At 72.2% G+C, this 16,041-nt stretch carries 14 protein-coding genes and 1 pseudogene; 11 read left to right on the top strand and 4 right to left on the bottom strand.

Annotated features, from left to right (window positions below):
• Positions 1 to 31: 31 nt before the first annotated feature.
• Complete coding sequence (locus tag ACFW48_RS25655; RefSeq protein ID WP_386318246.1) at positions 32 to 1,174, bottom strand: SDR family oxidoreductase; 1,143 nt, start codon at positions 1,172 to 1,174, stop codon at positions 32 to 34.
• Positions 1,171 to 2,973 carry a thiamine pyrophosphate-requiring protein gene (locus tag ACFW48_RS25660; protein WP_386318248.1) on the bottom strand — a complete coding sequence of 601 codons (1,803 nt, stop codon included), beginning with the start codon at positions 2,971 to 2,973 and terminating at the stop codon, positions 1,171 to 1,173. The genes ACFW48_RS25655 and ACFW48_RS25660 overlap by 4 nt, the downstream gene beginning before the upstream one ends.
• 541 nt (positions 2,974 to 3,514) lie before the next feature.
• Between ACFW48_RS25660 and ACFW48_RS25665 the strand changes: the two genes are divergently transcribed.
• The 3 genes and pseudogenes from ACFW48_RS25665 to ACFW48_RS25675 form a co-directional block, all read left to right on the top strand.
• Complete coding sequence (locus ACFW48_RS25665) at positions 3,515 to 5,554, top strand: RICIN domain-containing protein (protein ID WP_386318250.1); 2,040 nt, start codon at positions 3,515 to 3,517, stop codon at positions 5,552 to 5,554.
• Between the two features lie 146 nt (positions 5,555 to 5,700).
• A complete protein-coding gene (locus ACFW48_RS25670) occupies positions 5,701 to 6,342 on the top strand; it encodes a sugar O-acetyltransferase (protein ID WP_386318251.1) in 642 nt (213 codons plus the stop codon).
• A 31-nt stretch (positions 6,343 to 6,373) separates the two neighbouring features.
• A pseudogene (locus ACFW48_RS25675) lies at positions 6,374 to 6,577 on the top strand (SAM-dependent methyltransferase); the annotation flags it as partial.
• Between the two features lie 46 nt (positions 6,578 to 6,623).
• Here ACFW48_RS25675 and ACFW48_RS25680 read toward each other — a convergent pair.
• On the bottom strand, positions 6,624 to 6,809 hold the full coding sequence (locus tag ACFW48_RS25680; RefSeq protein WP_337306530.1) for a hypothetical protein: 186 nt from the start codon (positions 6,807 to 6,809) through the stop codon (positions 6,624 to 6,626).
• Between the two features lie 336 nt (positions 6,810 to 7,145).
• Between ACFW48_RS25680 and ACFW48_RS25685 the strand changes: the two genes are divergently transcribed.
• From ACFW48_RS25685 to ACFW48_RS25715, 7 genes are all read left to right on the top strand, one after another.
• Positions 7,146 to 7,709: an MSMEG_1061 family FMN-dependent PPOX-type flavoprotein gene (locus ACFW48_RS25685; protein WP_386318254.1), complete on the top strand. Its 564-nt coding sequence runs from the start codon at positions 7,146 to 7,148 to the stop codon at positions 7,707 to 7,709.
• Between the two features lie 103 nt (positions 7,710 to 7,812).
• Positions 7,813 to 8,673 carry a siderophore ABC transporter ATP-binding protein CdtA gene (gene cdtA, locus ACFW48_RS25690; RefSeq protein WP_386318256.1) on the top strand — a complete coding sequence of 287 codons (861 nt, stop codon included), beginning with the start codon at positions 7,813 to 7,815 and terminating at the stop codon, positions 8,671 to 8,673.
• Positions 8,670 to 9,653 (top strand): ABC transporter substrate-binding protein, encoded by a 984-nt coding sequence (locus tag ACFW48_RS25695; protein ID WP_386318258.1) that lies wholly within the window; start codon positions 8,670 to 8,672, stop codon positions 9,651 to 9,653. Before cdtA ends, ACFW48_RS25695 begins: the two co-directional genes overlap by 4 nt.
• 7 nt (positions 9,654 to 9,660) lie before the next feature.
• Complete coding sequence (locus tag ACFW48_RS25700) at positions 9,661 to 11,730, top strand: iron ABC transporter permease (RefSeq protein WP_386318260.1); 2,070 nt, start codon at positions 9,661 to 9,663, stop codon at positions 11,728 to 11,730.
• Positions 11,731 to 11,797: 67 nt separating this feature from the next.
• A complete protein-coding gene (locus ACFW48_RS25705) occupies positions 11,798 to 12,409 on the top strand; it encodes an exonuclease domain-containing protein (protein WP_386318261.1) in 612 nt (203 codons plus the stop codon).
• A 213-nt stretch (positions 12,410 to 12,622) separates the two neighbouring features.
• Positions 12,623 to 13,960, top strand: a complete 1,338-nt coding sequence (locus tag ACFW48_RS25710) for a lipase family protein (protein WP_386318263.1) — start codon at positions 12,623 to 12,625, stop codon at positions 13,958 to 13,960.
• Between the two features lie 58 nt (positions 13,961 to 14,018).
• Entirely contained in the window at positions 14,019 to 14,171 is a 153-nt protein-coding gene (locus ACFW48_RS25715; RefSeq protein ID WP_386318265.1) for a hypothetical protein, read from the top strand.
• Here the strand turns inward: ACFW48_RS25715 and ACFW48_RS25720 are convergent.
• The gene (locus ACFW48_RS25720; RefSeq protein ID WP_386318267.1) at positions 14,135 to 15,076 is read right to left on the bottom strand and encodes a DMT family transporter; all 942 of its coding nucleotides are present in this window, start codon (positions 15,074 to 15,076) and stop codon (positions 14,135 to 14,137) included. The two genes, ACFW48_RS25715 and ACFW48_RS25720, sit on opposite strands and share 37 nt — an antisense overlap.
• 215 nt (positions 15,077 to 15,291) lie before the next feature.
• Between ACFW48_RS25720 and ACFW48_RS25725 the strand changes: the two genes are divergently transcribed.
• Entirely contained in the window at positions 15,292 to 16,041 is a 750-nt protein-coding gene (locus ACFW48_RS25725) for a hypothetical protein (RefSeq protein WP_386318269.1), read from the top strand.

The following is a 16,041-nucleotide window of genomic DNA, read 5'->3' on the forward strand; positions in this document are numbered from 1 at the left end:
CCAGCACCCAGCACCCGGCGCGGGCATCGCGTCAGCGGCGCGGCAGTACGTTCCGGGACCGCGTCCACGCCCCTCGGACGGAGCACGCGGCCCGCCCCAACGACGCCTCGGCCCCGCCCCACCGAGAACGTCGGCGCACGCCGTCGGCCAGCACCGCGGCGACCGTTCCGGTCACTGCGGCGCCCAGCGCGAGCGGCCGGCGGTGGCGGGAGAGCCAGAACTGGAGGCTGCGGGCGTGGGCCTCGTCGTCGAAGGCCCCGTGCGCTCCGTAGTCGGCCGGTGCGGTGCCGTCCGGCGGCTCCCAGAGGTTGACCGGGCGGGACGGGTCGACGGGCTCGTCCGTCTGCTGCCCGTCGTAGCCGGTCCGGGCCAGGTAGCGGTCCAGCAGCCCGGGGGCGAGCTTCTGGCCGAGCAGAGTGGCGACGGTGGAGCCGCCGACCCAGTACTCGCGCCGCCCGGGGTGGTCCGCGGCGTACAGGACCGCCTCGGCGGCGACCTCGGGCTGGTAGACCGGGGCCACCGGGCGCGGATGCCGGGGCAGCCGGGTGAGGACCCAGCTGAACTGGGGCGTGTTGAGTCCGGGCATCTGGACCATGGTCACCCGGACCCCGCTGCGGTCGTGCAGGAGTTCGCAGCGCAGGGAGTCGGTGAAGCCCTGGATGGCGTGCTTGGCCCCGCAGTACACCGCCTGGAGCGGGACGCTGCGCTGGGCCAGGGCCGAACCGACCTGGACGATGGTGCCGCGATCGCGCGGCGTCATGTGCCGCAGGGCGGCCTGGGTGCCGTGGACGAAGCCGAAGTAGGTCACCTCCGTGGCCCGCTTCAGTTCCTCCGGAGAGACCTCCGCCACCGGAGCGAAGACGGTCGAGAACGCGGCGTTCACCCAGACGTCGATCGGGCCGAGCTCCTCCTCGATCCGGGCGGCCGCCGCGTCCACGGCCTCGGGGTCGGCGACGTCCACCACCAGGGGCAGTGCGCGCCCGCCGGCCTCGCGGACCTCCTCCGCCGCCTGCTCCAGGGCATGCTCACCGCGCGCGAGGAGGGCCACGGAATTTCCGCGGGCGCCGAAGGCCCGGGCGGTGGCCCGGCCGACGCCGCCGCTCGCCCCGGTGACGACCACGACTTCCGCCCTGCGGTGTCGGCCACCACGCGGCGCCCGCCGCCCGCCGCTCACTTCTTGCCCCGGCCGGGGAGGTGCTCGGCGTACTCGGTGAGCTTCTGGCGTACGCCCTTGGTGGCGATGCCGGTGGCCTGCGGGTCGTGCAGCGCCGCCTTGACGGCCTTCTTGCCCTGCTCCTTCATGATGTGCGGCGGGATCGGCGCGATCTCCGCGTCGACCTTGAACTCCAGGACCACGGGCCGGCCCGCGGCGAGCGCCTCGTCCCAGGCGGCGCCGACCTTCTTGGGGTCGGCGCAGACGATGCCCTTGAGGCCGAGGAGTTCGGCGTAGGCGGCGTAGGGGACGTCGGGGATGTCCTGCGAGCCCGGGTACTTGGGGTCGCCGGCCATGGCGCGCTGCTCCCAGGTGACCTGGTTGAGATCCTGGTTGTTGAACACGCAGAAGACGAGCGGGGCCGTCCCGGTCAGCCGGTCCAGATACCGCTTGACGGTGATCATCTCGTTCATGCCGTTCATCTGGAACGCGCCGTCCCCGATGAAGGCGATCACCGGCCGGTCGGGATAAGCGAACCGCGCCGCGATGGCGTACGGCGTCCCCGGCCCCATCGTCGCCAGCGTGCCGGACAGCGAGGCCCGCATGCCCTCGCGCAGCTTGAGGTGCCGGGCCCACCAGTTGGTGCCCGAGCCGGAGTCGGCCGTGAGGATGGCGCCGTCGGGCAGGCGGGGCGACAGTTCGGCGGCGACGGCCTGGGGGTTGATCGTCTTGCCGAAGTGCTCGCCCGCCCAGCGGTCGCACAGGTCGTGCCATTCCCGGACGTCCTTCTCGATCTTCTCCCGCCAGCCGCGGTCCTTCTTGCGCTGGAGCATCGGGATCAGGGCACGCAGGGTCTCCCTGGAGTCACCGACGAGGTGGGCGTCCATGGGATAGCGGATGCCGATCATGCGGCCGTCGATGTCGATCTCGACGCCCCTGGCCTGTCCCTCCTCCGGCAGCCACTCCGAGTACGGGAAACTGCTGCCGACCATCAGCAGGGTGTCGCAGCCCTGCATCATGTTGTCGCTGGCCTTGCTGCCCAGAAGGCCGATGGGCCCGGTGACGTACGGCAGGTCGTCGGGCAGGACCTCGCGGCCGAGCAGTGCCTTGGCGACACCGGCGCCGAGCAGTTCGGCCACCTCCATCACCTCGGCCTCGGCGTTCGCCGCGCCCTGGCCGACCAGCATGGCGACCTTGCCGCCCGCGTTGAGGACGTCGGCGGCCTTGCGCAGCTCGTCGAGGTCGGGCAGGACCCGGGGCCTGCTCCAGCCCACGCTGGAGAAGACGGATCCGTGCTCCCTGGGCGGGGAGGGCTGGGCCTCCTCCTCCTGCACGTCGTTGGGAATGATGATCGTGGCGACGCCCCGGGTGGTCAGCGCGGTCTTGAAGGCCCGGTCGATCACGTGCCGGGCTTGGCCCGGGTGCACGACCATCTGGCAGTACTCGGAGACGTCCGCGAACAGCTGGTCGAGGGCGATCTCCTGCTGGTAGTGGGTGCCGAGCGACAACCGCTTCTGCTGGCCCACCACCGCCACCACGGGCTGGTGGTCGAGCTTGGCGTCGTAGAGGCCGTTGAGCAGGTGCACCGCGCCCGGACCCGACGTGGCGATGCAGCACCCCACCTCGCCGGTGAACTTGGCGTGGGCGCAGGCCATGAACGCGGCCATCTCCTCGTGCCGCGCCTGGATGAACTCCGGGTCGCCGTCGGCCCGGTCGAAGGCGCCGAGCAGGCCATTGATGCCGTCACCCGGATAGCCGTACACACGCTGGACGCCCCACTCGGACAGGCGCTGGAGCACATAGTCGGCGACTTGGGTCATGAGGCTCTCCTGGGCGTGGGGGACGACGGTCGGCTTGTGGAGTTGCCTTCCCCGGCAGCCCGTAAACCGGCCGGTACTCACCCGTTCGGCCAGGAACCGGCCGATCTTCGCACAAGGCAAAGGAAGGCGGACACACGTCCGGCGCCCGGCGGCACGGGCTCCATGAGCGCACGGACTCCCGCGCCGCACCTCAGCCGGCCACCACGGCCCACCCGCCGGTCGCCCGGCGGATCGCGCGGCGCCACGGCTGCTCCGAACGGACCCGAGAGGACCTCCACCAGGTGGCGCGCCTCGGGCTCGCGACGGCGCGGTGGGGCCCGGAACGGGCGGCACGACCCTTGACCGTCGCCCTCGGGGCAGGGTAGACATGCCGCCATCGATGTTTACGTAAACATCAACCCCGTCCCGAACAGCGCAAACGACCTCCGCAGTCGCTTGATGTTCACGCAAACAGAGCAAACGGAACGAGGCTCCAGGACCTCCCTGGCTCGGGGCGGGAGGGGCCACCGCAGCGACCACACCTTCCAGTCGGGAGCACACGATGGCACGCCGTACCCGCAGCAGACGCCTTCTCGGGGCCGCGGCCCTGACCTCCCTGGTCACGGGGGCCGCCCTGATCAGCGTTCCCGCCCAGGCCGAACCGGCCGCGGCCGCCGCCTCCGTCACCGTGCGGCCCGGCCCGTCGTACCAGCAGGAGGAGTTCGAGGGCTGGGGCACCAGCCTGGTCTGGTTCGCCAACGCCACCGGCGACTACCCTCCCGAGATCCGCGAGAAGCTGGCACGGCTCCTCTTCGGCGACGACGGCCTGGGGCTGAACATCGCCCGCTACAACATCGGCGGCGGCAACGCGCCGGACGTCAAGGACTACCTGCGCGCCGGCGGCGCCGTCGAGGGCTGGTGGAAGGCGCCCGCGGGCACCACCCGCGAGGACACCGACTGGTGGAGCGCCGACGACCCGGCCGACTGGAACGAGGACGCCGACGCGACCCAGCGCTGGTGGGTCGAGCGCATCAAGGAGGACATCGACCACTGGGAGACGTTCAGCAACTCCCCGCCCTGGTTCATGACCGTCAGCGGCTACGTCTCCGGCGGTTTCGACTCCTCCGCCGACCAGCTCAGGACCGAGTCGGTCGACGACTTCGCCGCATACGTGGCCGGTGCGACGAGGCGGCTGGAGAAGGCCGAGGGCATCAAGGTCGACACCGTCGACCCGTTCAACGAGCCCAACACCTCCTACTGGGGCACGCGGCTGGGCGCGGACGGCGAACCCGTCGGCGGCCGGCAGGAAGGGGCGCACATGGGCCCCGGACTGCAGCGCGAGGTCCTCCGGGCCCTCGCCCCCGCGCTGAAGAAGGCGAAGGTCAAGGCGGGCATCTCGGCGATGGACGAGACCAACCCCGGCACCTTCGCGACGAACTGGAACGCCTACTCCCAGGCCGACCGCGACCTCGTCGACCAGATGAACGTCCACACCTACGGCACCGGGCAGCGCACCACCGTGCGGGACCTGTCCAAGGCCGCGGACAAACGCCTGTGGATGAGCGAGGTCGGCGGCGACTGGGGCGACGGCCAGGACTTCCAGGACATGCGCCCCGGCCTCGGCCTCGCCCAGCAGATCGTCGACGATCTGCGCGAACTGGAGCCCCGCGCCTGGGTGTTCTGGCAGCCCGTCGAGGACTACGACAACATGAAGCCGGGCGGCGAGTCGGCGAAGGGCGGCAACTGGGGCAGCATCCAGCTTCCGTTCGGCTGCACCGCCGAGGACACCCTGGAGACCTGCCCGATCCGGACCAACACCAAGTTCGACACCGCCCGCAACTTCACCCACTTCATCCAGCCCGGCGACCGGCTGATCAAGACGGACGACACCTCCAGCGCCGCCGCCGTCACCCGCGACGGCAAGGGCGCCTCGCTCGTCCACGTCAACCGCACCGGCGAGGCCCGCACGGTCACCGTCGACCTGTCGAAGTTCCGCGACGTGCGCCGGGGCGCCACCGTCACCCCGGTCGTGACCAGCGCCGACGGCAAGCTCGAACAGCAGGCCCCGATCAGGGTGAGCGACCGCGCGGCCACCTTCACCGTGCCCGCGCAGTCCGTGACCTCCTTCGAGATCAAGGGCGTCTCCGGCGTCGCGAAGGACGCCGCGCTGCTGCGCGAGGGCCACACCTACACGCTGACCGGCGTGCAGAGCGGCAAGGCCGTCACCGTCGCGGGCAACGGCACCGACCTGGTCCTCGGCGCCGGGGCCGGAACCAGCGCCCAGCAGTGGCGGCTCAGCGCGGTGCGCCACGACAGCGGCGTCCGCGACCGCCATGTCTTCACCAACCCGGAGGACGGCACGCGACTGGCCGTACGCGACGACGTCCCGGTGGCCGAACCCGACACCGGCAGGCGTGACAAGGCCGCCGAGTGGATCATGTCGACCACCGGTGACGGCACCTGGACGCTGGTCAACGCGGCCACCGGGCGCCTGCTGGAGGTCGGCGGCCAAGCGACGCACGAGGGCGCGGCCGTCACGACGTGGCCGCCCAACTCCGGCGCCAACCAGCGCTGGACGGTGGCGGACGTGTCCGCCGGCTGACCCTCCCCCTCATGGCCGAACGGCCCCGCCCGCCTCCACCCGCGGTGCGGGCGGGGCCCGGCCCCGCCCCGTGCAGCCCCGCCCCGCCCCGCCCCGTACAGACGGAACCCATGCAGACCGATCCCGTACAGACACAAGGAGACGGCATGACCAGTGACCCTCGCGAGCTCGACGTCCGCCGCAGGATGGCGGCGCAGGAGCTCTACTCGGACGGAGCGCCGGGACTGGAGGGCCTGGCGGAGGAGCGGCTGCGGGGCAAGGAGCTGGCCGACGCCTACAACCGGACCGGCGCCCGGGACGAGGAGGGCCGCCAGTCGCTCCTGAAGGAGATGCTCGCCTCCGTGGGCACGGGTGTCTGGATCGAGCCGCCGCTGCACGTGGCCTACGGCAACCGTGTGCACCTGGGCGACGACGTGTACGTCAACTTCGGCCTCACCCTCGTCGACGACGTCGAGGTCTTCGTCGGGAACCGGGTGATGTTCGCCCCGCACGTGACCGTCAGCACCACCGGGCACCCCGTCCACCCGGACCTGCGCAGGGACGGTACGCAGTTCTCGGCGCCGGTGCGCATCGAGGACGACGTGTGGATCGGAGCCGGCGCGCTGCTCATGCCGGGGGTCACCGTCGGCCGCGGCTCGGTGGTCGGCGCGGGCAGCGTGGTGACGGCGCACGTGCCGCCCATGGTGGTCGTCGCCGGGACGCCGGCACGGGTGATACGCGAGATCACGGACGCGGACCGGGAGTGGGCCTACCGTCCGCCCCGCACCCTGGGCCGCGGCTCCGAGTGATCGCGGGACGGCCGCCGGATGATCGCGGCGTATCGACACCGGCCGGGCCCACCCCGCGCGTGTCTACGACTGGCCGCTGGGCGGCAAGGACAACTACGCCGTCGACGAGGCGGTGGGCCGGATACTGCCGCCCGAGGCGCGGGACGCGGCGCGGCAGAACCGCGCCGCGTCCATGATCCGTGCCGTGGCCCACCTCGCCGCGCGGGGCGTCGTCCGGTTCCTGGACACCGGCACGGCGGGCGTGGCGCGGATCCGCCGACGACGGGCAGGCGCGCGGGGGCTCAGCGGCGCCGCCCGCGCGTCGCCCAGCCGCTGCCGATCCCGGCGACGTGCAGGGCCAGCAGGGCGAGGCCGATGAGCATGACGTTGGTGGCGGTGAAGATGTCGTTGGTCGAGATCTCCGCCGCGTTGATCAGCCAGGCGATGAGGAACAGAACCGCCGCGATGATGGCAAGCACGGTGTACATCCCTTCGGATCGGCGGCACCGGACCGGTGCCCTGTCACGCGTATGCCCCCGACCGGTTGCGTGACACGGCGGAAGGCACCACTCGCTTCGTCCAGTGGGGGGAGCGGGACCGTTCGCGGCGCACCGAGGCCGGGAGCGGTCCGTCCCGCACCCGCCCACCGGAGCACCCATGCACGGCCCGTCCACCGCACCGGACGACGGCTCCGGCACCCTGTTCGGCCTCGGCGCCCCGCTCCGGGCGCCAGGTAAGGCGTACCTAACGTCAGATAACGTGCTGGGTGCAGCCATCCGCCGGAAGGCCACACTTCCGGCAAGCACACACCTGGGGAGCTGGCCTTGCCGCACACGATCGACGCGACCGGAGAACGACCGGACGCCGTCACCGAGGAGGGCTGGGTCGAACTCGGCTCGCGCGCGGAACTGCGCGAGCTGCTGGGCGAGCCCTGGCCCATCGTCATAGACAAGGTCCACGACCGGCTCACGGACGAGGACCGGGACATACTGGCCCGCTCCCCCTTCTGCCTGCTGGCCACCTCCGACGCCGAGGGCGACTGCGACGTCTCGCCGCGTGGTGACGCCCCGGGCTTCACGCACGTCCTCTCACCCGGCACCCTCGCCCTGCCGGACCGGGCGGGGAACCGGCGGGGAGACAGCTTCCACAACATTCTCGACAATCCGCACGCCGGACTGCTCTACCTGATCCCCGGCGGCAAGGAGGTGCTGCGGATCAACGGCCGGGCCCGCATCCTCACCGACGCCCCCTTCTTCGACGCGATGGCACGGGACGGGCGGCGTCCGGACCTTGCCCTGCTTCTGGAGATCGACGAGATCTACCTTCACTGCCCGCAGTCCCTGAACCGGGCGGGACTGTGGAAACCCCAGTCGTGGCAAGCGAGTTGAGCCGGTCGGCCGGCCGGTGGCGAACGGGGTGCCGCGGTCGCCGCCGGGGCCGTGTGAGCCCCGCCTCTACCAGCAGTTTTTAGGTTAGGCTAACCTTCGCCACGTGAGATCTGGTGAAGACGCAGCCGGCACCCCGCGCCTGCGCGGTCATGAACTGTCGGCGACCGGCGTGACCGTGGCGTACGACGGTGTCGATGTCGTGCACGACGCGGAGGTCCGGCTCAGGCCCGGTGAAGTGACCGTCCTGGTGGGCCCGAACGGCAGCGGCAAGTCGACGCTGCTGCGGACCGTCGCCCGGCTCCAGCGTGCCCGCAGTGCCACGCTCAGGATCGACGGCGGCACCGACGGCATGGCGCTGACGTCCCGTGAGTTCTCGCGGTACGTCGCCCTGCTCACGCAGGGCCGCCCGACGCCCGGCGGGCTGACCGTGCGGGACGTCGTCGAGTTCGGCCGCTATCCGTACCGGGGCCGCTGGGGGCGGCCGGATCCGGACGGCCCGGCCGCCGTGGACCGGGCGCTCGCGCTCACCGGCGTCGACGGCCTCGCCGACCGCGGCGCCGACCACCTGTCCGGCGGGCAGTTGCAGCGGGTGTGGCTCGCGAGCTGCCTCGCCCAGGAGACCGGCGTACTGCTCCTGGACGAGCCGACGACGTACCTCGACCTGCGCTACCAGGTCGAACTCCTCGACCTCATCCGCGACCTGGCGGACGACCACGGCATCGCCGTCGGAGTCGTCCTGCACGACCTCGACCAGGCCGCGGCCGTCGCCGACCGGATCACGCTGCTCGAAGCGGGCCGGATCGTCGCCGACGGCCGGCCCGAGGACGTCCTGACGCCGGAACGCCTCAGTTCCGTCTACGGCATCCGGATCGACGTCGACACCGACCCCATGACCGGCCGGCTGCGCACCCGCCCGATCGGCCGCCACCACATACGAACCGAAAGGCTCGGCACCACCTCATGAGACGCCTCCTGCTCACCGCGGCCGCCACCACCGCCGCGGCGCTCGCCCTCGCCGCCTGCGGCACCACCGAGCCCGCCGCCGACAAGACCGAGAAGAAAGCCTCCGAGGCCATCACGCTCAAGGACGGCAAGGGCACCGAGGTGAAGCTCGACGGCCCGGCCACCAAGGTCGTCGCCACCGAGTGGAACGCCGTCGAGAGCCTCGTCTCGCTGGGTGTCGACCCGGTCGGCGTCGCGGACGTCAAGGGCTACAAGACGTGGGACACCTCGGTCCCGCTGAAGAACGAGCCCAAGGACATCGGCACGCGCGGCGAGCCGAGCATGGACACCGTCGCCTCCCTCGCCCCCGATCTCATCGTCGCCACCACGGACCTGCCGCCCGCCGCCGTGAAGCAGCTGCGCGAGGTCGCCCCGGTGCTGGAGGTGAAGTCCGCCGACAGCACCGACCAGATCGGGCAGATGCTCGACAACATCGACCTCATCGCCAAGGCCACCGGCACCACGGACAAGGCGAAGACGATCCGCGCCGACTTCGAGGCGAAGGTCGCGGAGGGCAAGAAGGCCCTGACCGACGCCAAGATGGCCGGCCGGGAGATCGCCTTCGCCGACGGCTACGTGACCTCCAACCAGGTCTCGATCCGCCCCTACACCGCGACCTCCCTCATCGGTGAGGTCAACGAGGCGATCGGTCTGAAGAACGCCTGGAAGGTGAAGGGCGACGAGGCCTACGGTCTCGGCTCCACCGACGTCGAGGGCCTGACCGCCCTGCCGAAGGACACCCACTTCGCCTACATCGGCAACGACGACGACCCGAACGCCACCCCGTTCACCGGCGCGCTGGCCAAGAACTCGGTGTGGAAGTCCCTGCCGTTCGTGAAGGCCGGCGACGTACACCGGCTGGAGGACGGCATCTGGATGTTCGGTGGCCCCGGGTCGATGGAGGCGTACATCGACGCCGTCGTCGGCGCGCTGACGAAGTAGCGAGGCCATGGCCGTCACCGCAACCAAACCCGCTGCCCGTCCGTCGACGGCTCCCACGTCCCGGTCGGGTGCGGCCGCGGTGACGGCCGGACTCGTCCTGCTGGTCGCCGTCCTGGCCGTCGTCGACATCACCCAGGGCACCGCCGCCGTGGGACCCGCCGAGGTGTTCAAGGCCCTGACCGGGCAGGCCGATCCGGACGACGCGTCCGTCGTGATCGCGTCCCGGCTGCCCCGGATGGCCGCAGGACTCCTGGTCGGTGCCGTCCTCGGCACGGCCGGTGCCGTGCTCCAGGCGGTCAGCCGCAATGTGCTGGCATCCCCCGACACCCTGGCCGTGAACGCGGGTTCCTACCTGGCGCTCGGGCTGGTCGGCGCCACCGGCGTCTCGCTCCCGATGATCGCCTCCTCCGGCGTCGCCTTCGCCGGCGGTCTGGCGGCGGCGGCCGTCGTGCTCGGTCTGTCCGGACTCGGCACGGGCACCGTCCGGCTGGTGCTCGCCGGTACCGCGCTGATGCTGGGCCTGAACTCCATGACGGAGGGACTGCTCCTGCTCTTCCCCGAGCAGACGGACGGCCTCTACCAGTGGAACCAGGGCAGCATCGGCCAGAACGGCTTCGACGGCATCCTGCAGATGCTGCCCATCACCCTGCTCGGGCTCGTCGGGCTGCTGCTGACGGCCCGACGGGTGGACGCTCTCGCGCTCGGCGACGACGCCGCGCGTGGTCTGGGCGTCCCGGTCCGGGCCACCCGGGTCACGGTCGTCGTCCTGGCGGCGCTGCTGTCCGCCGCCGCGGTCACGCTCGCCGGGCCGATCGGATTCGTCGGCCTGTGCGCACCCGCCCTCGTCCGCCCGCTCGCCCGCCGGTTCCGCGGCTTCGCACGATCCCGTACGGCCATGCCCGCGGCGGCGCTCACCGGCGCGGCCCTGGTACTCGGTTCGGACGTGCTGCTGCGGACCTTCGTCGCGGACGACCTCTCGGTGGCCGTCCCCACGGGTGTCGTCACCAGCCTGGTCGGCGCCGTGTTCCTGGTCGTCATGGCGCTGCGGCTGAAGGACACGGCCGGGGCCGGCGCGCCCGACCGGTTGCGCATCCCGAGCCGGACGGTGTTCCTGGCCACCGTGGCGGTACTGGCCGCCGTCCTGATCGGTCTCGTGATCGCCGCCGTACTGGTCGGCGACAGCAAGCTGCTGCTCGGTGACGTCGTCAACTGGGCGCAGGGGCGGGCCGGGCGGACCGTCTCCTTCGTCCTGGACACGCGGGTGCCCCGGGTGCTCGCCGCGCTCTGCGCGGGTGCGGCGCTCGCCCTGGCCGGCACGCTGGTGCAGGCCGTGACCCGCAACCCGCTCGCGGAACCCAGCGTCCTGGGTGTCTCCGGCGGGGGCGCGCTGGGCGCCGTGGTCCTGGTGACCACCGTTCCGGTCGCCGGGACGTGGGGGGTGGCCGGTGCCGCATTCGCGGGGTCCGCCGTCACCGCGGTCCTCGTCTTCGGGCTCGCCGCCCGGGGCGGCTTCCAGCAGAACCGGCTGGTCCTCGTCGGCATCGGTGTCGCCGCCGCGACGACCGCGCTGATCAGCCTGCTGATCGTGCTCACCGACCCGTTCAACGCGACGAAGGCGCTGACCTGGCTGTCGGGTTCCACCTACGGGCGGACCATGCCGGACATCGTGCCGGTCGCGCTGGCCCTGGTCGTCGGCATCGGTGTGGCGGTCGCCCGGCGCACCGAGCTGGACCTGATCTCGCTGGACGAGGACACGCCCCGGCTGCTGGGCCTTCCGCTGGGTCCGGGGCGCCTCGGGTTCCTCGTGCTCAGCGTCGTACTCAGCTCGACGGCCGTGGCCTGCGCGGGCACCATCGGCTTCGTCGGGCTCGTGGCCCCGCACGCGGCCCGCGCCCTCGTGGGCCGGCGGCACGTGCGGGTCGTGCCCGTGGCGCTCCTCCTCGGCGCCACGCTCGTCTGCGCGGCCGACCTCATCGGCCGCACGGTGATCGCGCCGGCACAGCTCGGCGCGGGGCTCATGACGGCGGTCATCGGTACGCCGTACTTCCTGTATCTGCTGGTGCGCAGCCGCCGGTAGGTGCCCCTCCCCCCCCCGGGGCCGAAAACCGGGTGACGCCGATCGTGTGCCCTCGTACGGTGCCGGGGTGGACCGACGCACCGCGGACGGGGGCCGCGAGGGCCTGCTGAACGTCATCGACCTGGAGGCCACCTGCTGGGAGGGGCAGCCGCCGCCCGGCGCGGTGAGCGAGGTCATCGAGATCGGGCTCGCCGTGGTCGACCTCGGCGCCCGGGAGCGCGTGAGCCGGCACCGCATCCTGGTGCGGCCCGCCCGCTCCCGGGTCAGCGCGTTCTGCACCGAACTCACCGGCATCACCCAGGCCGAGGCCGACCAGGGCGTGAGTTTCGCCCGAGCCTGCGCCACGCTGGTGCGGGAGCACGGCGCGGGCGTCCGGCCCTGGGCGAGCTGGGGCGACTACGACCGGCGCCAATTCGTCCGCCAGTGTGCCGCGGACGGGGTCCCCCATCCCTTCGGCCACCCCGCCGAGCGCACGCACACCAACGCCAAGGCGGCCTTCACCGACGCCCACGGGCTGCGCCGGAGGCCCGGCATGGCGCGGGCTCTCGAACTCGCCGGGCTGCCGCTGGAGGGGCGGCACCACCGGGGCGTGGACGATGCCTGGAACATCGCGGCGCTGGTGCTCCGGCTGGCCGACCGGGGCGCCTGGCCCGCTGTCCGAGGGAGCGGCGGGTCCTGACGGTTCCCGTCGACAAGTCGGGCACGTCCTGGTTCGCGTCGTGACCGTTGTTAGACAAACCGTCAAGTTACTGAACCGTAATAAGCATGGCGCTACCCGTGGTAACTCCTGGCCGGTTACGGTCCCGTCACCCCACAGGAGCAGCGCGACCACGGCCCTGACCCCCACCGGGCCGCGGACGACCGGTTCCGGTCCTTCCCCAGGAGGTTCGCCATGCCCCCACGCCCACGCACGCTCGCCGCGGCCGTCACGGTCGCGCTCGCCCTCGGTGCGCAGGCCGTCCCGGCCGCCGCTGCCGACGGATCGGGCACCGCCGCGGCCACCGAGGTGTCCCGCGGCGTCGAGATACCCGCCTTCTACACCCCGCCGTCCACGCTGCCCGACGCCGACGGCGCGCTGGTCCGCAGCGAACCGCTGCACCTCGCGCTGAGCCTGCCCAGCCTCGACGGCCCCCTGCCGGGGCGGGCGACCCGGCTGATGTACAAGTCCACCGACGCGAACGGCGAACCGGTCGCCGTGACCGGCGCCTACATCGAGCCGGCCGCGAAGTGGCGCGGCGACGGACCGCGCCCCCTGGTCGCCGTGGCACCCGGCACCATGGGACAGGGTGACCAGTGCGCCGCCTCGATGGCCCTGGAGCACCCGCTGCTGCTCAACGGCGAGACCGTGTCGGTGGGTTACGAGGACCTGTCGATCTACCGGCTGCTGCTGCGCGGCGTCGCGGTCGTCGTCACCGACTACGTCGGCCTCGGCACCACCGACCGGCTGCACACCTACGTCAACCGCGTCGACGGAGCCCACGCCGTACTGGACGCCGTACGCGCCGCACGCTCCCTCGACTCGGCGTCGGTCACCACCGACTCACGGGTCGGCCTCTTCGGGTACAGCCAGGGCGGCGGGGCGACGGCCGCCGCGGCCGAGCTCCAGCCGTCCTACGCCCCGGACGTCGAGCTGGCGGGCACCTACGCGGGCGCTCCGCCCGCCGACCTGACCGAGGTGACCGAGGCCATCGACGGCGGAGACCTGGCGGGCGCGCTGGGCTGGTCGCTCAACGGCTTCCTGCAGACCGAGCCGGCCCTGCGGCCCATCGCCGACCGGTACATCAACACGGCCGGCGAGGAGGCGCTCAAGGACCTGTCGACCATGTGCGTCGGCGACGCGCTGTTCGGGTACGGAGGGGCCGACAGCACCGACTGGACGGAGACCGGGCAGTCGATCAGCGACATCATCCGGGCAGAGCCGACGCTCCAGGCCTTCCTGGCCGAACAGCGCATCGGCTCGCTCAGGCCCGACAGCCCGGTGCGCGTGGCCACGGGCGTCAGCGACGACCTGGTCCCCCACGAGCAGTCCCGCCGACTGGCCGTCGACTGGTGCCGCAAGGGCGCGAAGGTCACCTACGACGCGGTCCTGCTGCCCGGTGTCGGCAGTGGCCTGCTCAACCACTTCGCCCCGCTGCTCGCCGACCAGGGCAAGGCCATCTCCTGGCTCACCGACCGCCTCTCGGGGAAGCCGGCCGGCTCCAACTGCTGGAGCATGCCCGTACAGCCCTGAGCCCTGACGGTCACGCACACAGGGCCCCCGGCGGACGTCCGCCGGGGGCCCTGTGTGCGTGACCCGCGTGAACCCGGGCAGCAGCCCCGGCATGCGCCGAACGATCATCGCGGCGCAGAATTCGCTCAGGCGAAGTCAGGAGCGGCGGGAGTTCATCAGCACCTCGAAGGACCTCTACAGCTTCTCCAAGGAGCGCTCCGAGGTCCGCTGACGCGTGCCCGGCACGCGGCCCCGGCGGGCGAACCCCAGCGACGCGGCGCCCGACCCCACGGCGACCCCCGCGCAGACCAGGGCGCTGCCCACGGCCTGCGCGGCGCCGTAGGAGCCCGTGCCGACGAGCGGTGCCGTGCAGGCGGCGGCGACGGGGATCAGGCCGGAGAACAACGTGGCGCGCTCCGCCCCGATCCGCCGCATGCCCATGTACCAGCACACGAACCCGACGACGGTGACCACCGTCGCCTGCCACAGGAGCGCACCGGCCTCGACCGCGTCCGGCCGCCGCAGCCATCCGCCACCGTCGGCCAGGACACCCGCCAACGCCGACTCGACGGCGGCCACACCGCACACCACGGTGGACAGCAGCCGGGGGCCCAGGGGCCGCAGTACGGGCACCGCGAGGACGGCGAAACCGACCTCGCCGACCAGGGCGCACACGGAGAAGGCGATGCCCGCGCCGTCGGTGCGCCCCCACCCCTGGACCGTGAAGGCGCCCACGGCCACGAACAACGCCCCGTACAGCACGACGCGCTGCGGCCGGCGCCCGTCCAGGAGGGGGACGAGGACGGCGACCACCACGGGAGCGCAGCCCACGAAGACGCCGGGGACCGCCGGTTCCGCCGTGCGTTCCGCGGCGAGGACGGCCAGGTTGAAGCCGACCATGCCGACGGCGGCGAGCAGGGCGAGGCGCAGCCACCGGCCGGCTCCCAGCGTGCGCAGCCGGGTCGTCGCGCCGGGGCCGGCGAGCGGGACGAGAAGCAGGAAGGCCAGGCCGTAGCGCAGGAACTGACCGCCCGCGTACGGGTAGTCGCCGAGCAGGCTGTTGGCGGTGAAGGACCCTCCGACGAGGACACAGGCGAACGCGGCGAGCAGGGCTCCGCGCGTGGTGGTGGCGTTCATGACCACGACGCTAGAAAGCGCGGCGGTCCGTCACGGGGTCCACTCGACGGGCACCATCGGGGACCAATCGGCGGCGACCGCCCTCACACGGGCATCACGGCTTCTTCATCACGTGCATGTCGCGGAAATCCGGGGTAGTCGGAACGTCCCGGTGCCAACACATCGGGACAGTAAGGGATTTGACGGGAATGAACAGACATGTGAAAGGACTTCCAGTGCGCACCAGCAAAGTGGCAACCGCTGTGGCGACCGCGAGCGTCTCGGTCGCCTTACTGGCCGGCTGCGGCGGCGATTCCGGTGGCGAGAGCAAGCCGTTCGAGGGGCAGAGCGCCGACGACATCGCCGCGAAGGCGGTCGAGGCCACGCGGCAGGCCAAGTCCATGCACGTGAAGGGCGACAACCGTCTGGAGGACGGCGGCACCGTCACCATCGACGTCTCGGTCGACCAGGAGAAGAACTGCCAGGGCACCATCGGCACCGGCGAGTCCACGGCCGATGTGCGGCACACCGAAGCGACCCTCTACCTGCGCGGCGACGAGCAGTACTGGCGCAGCGCCCTGAAGCAGCAGCCCGACGCGGCGCAGAAGATGATCCCGAAGCTGCGGGACAAGTGGGTGAAGATGCCGGCGAACGACGCCACGACCACCGGTGTCTGCGACAAGCAGGGCTTCATCTCCGCCATGGACGAGGACAAGTCCGAGCGCCAGGGCATGAAGCGCGGCGACACGACGGAGGTGGGCGGCGAGGAGGCCCTGAAGCTCACGAAGAAGGGCTCGGCCGGGGAGACCCTCGCCCTGTACGTCGCCACGGAGGGCGAGCCGTACATCCTGAAGACCACGACCGAGGGCGGCAAGAACCCGGGCAGCGTCACCTTCAGCGACTACAACAAGCCGGTGAGCCCCGAGCAGCCGCCGGCCGACCAGACCGTCGACATGAAGGAACTGGCCGGCGAGCAGCAGGCCTGA

This window comes from Streptomyces sp. NPDC058812, assembly GCF_042744565.1.
GTDB classification, from domain to species: Bacteria; Actinomycetota; Actinomycetes; order Streptomycetales; family Streptomycetaceae; genus Streptomyces; species Streptomyces thinghirensis.

What these genes read in the sequence shown, in the direction of transcription:
- ACFW48_RS25700 (WP_386318260.1), top strand. Translation starts at nt 9,661, where the DNA reads ATGGCCGTCACCGCAACCAAACCCGCTGCCCGTCCGTCGACGGCTCCC.
- ACFW48_RS25695 (WP_386318258.1), top strand. Translation starts at nt 8,670, where the DNA reads ATGAGACGCCTCCTGCTCACCGCGGCCGCCACCACCGCCGCGGCGCTC.
- ACFW48_RS25680 (WP_337306530.1), bottom strand. Translation starts at nt 6,809, where the DNA reads ATGTACACCGTGCTTGCCATCATCGCGGCGGTTCTGTTCCTCATCGCC.
- ACFW48_RS25660 (WP_386318248.1), bottom strand. Translation starts at nt 2,973, where the DNA reads ATGACCCAAGTCGCCGACTATGTGCTCCAGCGCCTGTCCGAGTGGGGC.
- ACFW48_RS25720 (WP_386318267.1), bottom strand. Translation starts at nt 15,076, where the DNA reads ATGAACGCCACCACCACGCGCGGAGCCCTGCTCGCCGCGTTCGCCTGT.
- ACFW48_RS25670 (WP_386318251.1), top strand. Translation starts at nt 5,701, where the DNA reads ATGACCAGTGACCCTCGCGAGCTCGACGTCCGCCGCAGGATGGCGGCG.
- ACFW48_RS25665 (WP_386318250.1), top strand. Translation starts at nt 3,515, where the DNA reads ATGGCACGCCGTACCCGCAGCAGACGCCTTCTCGGGGCCGCGGCCCTG.
- ACFW48_RS25710 (WP_386318263.1), top strand. Translation starts at nt 12,623, where the DNA reads ATGCCCCCACGCCCACGCACGCTCGCCGCGGCCGTCACGGTCGCGCTC.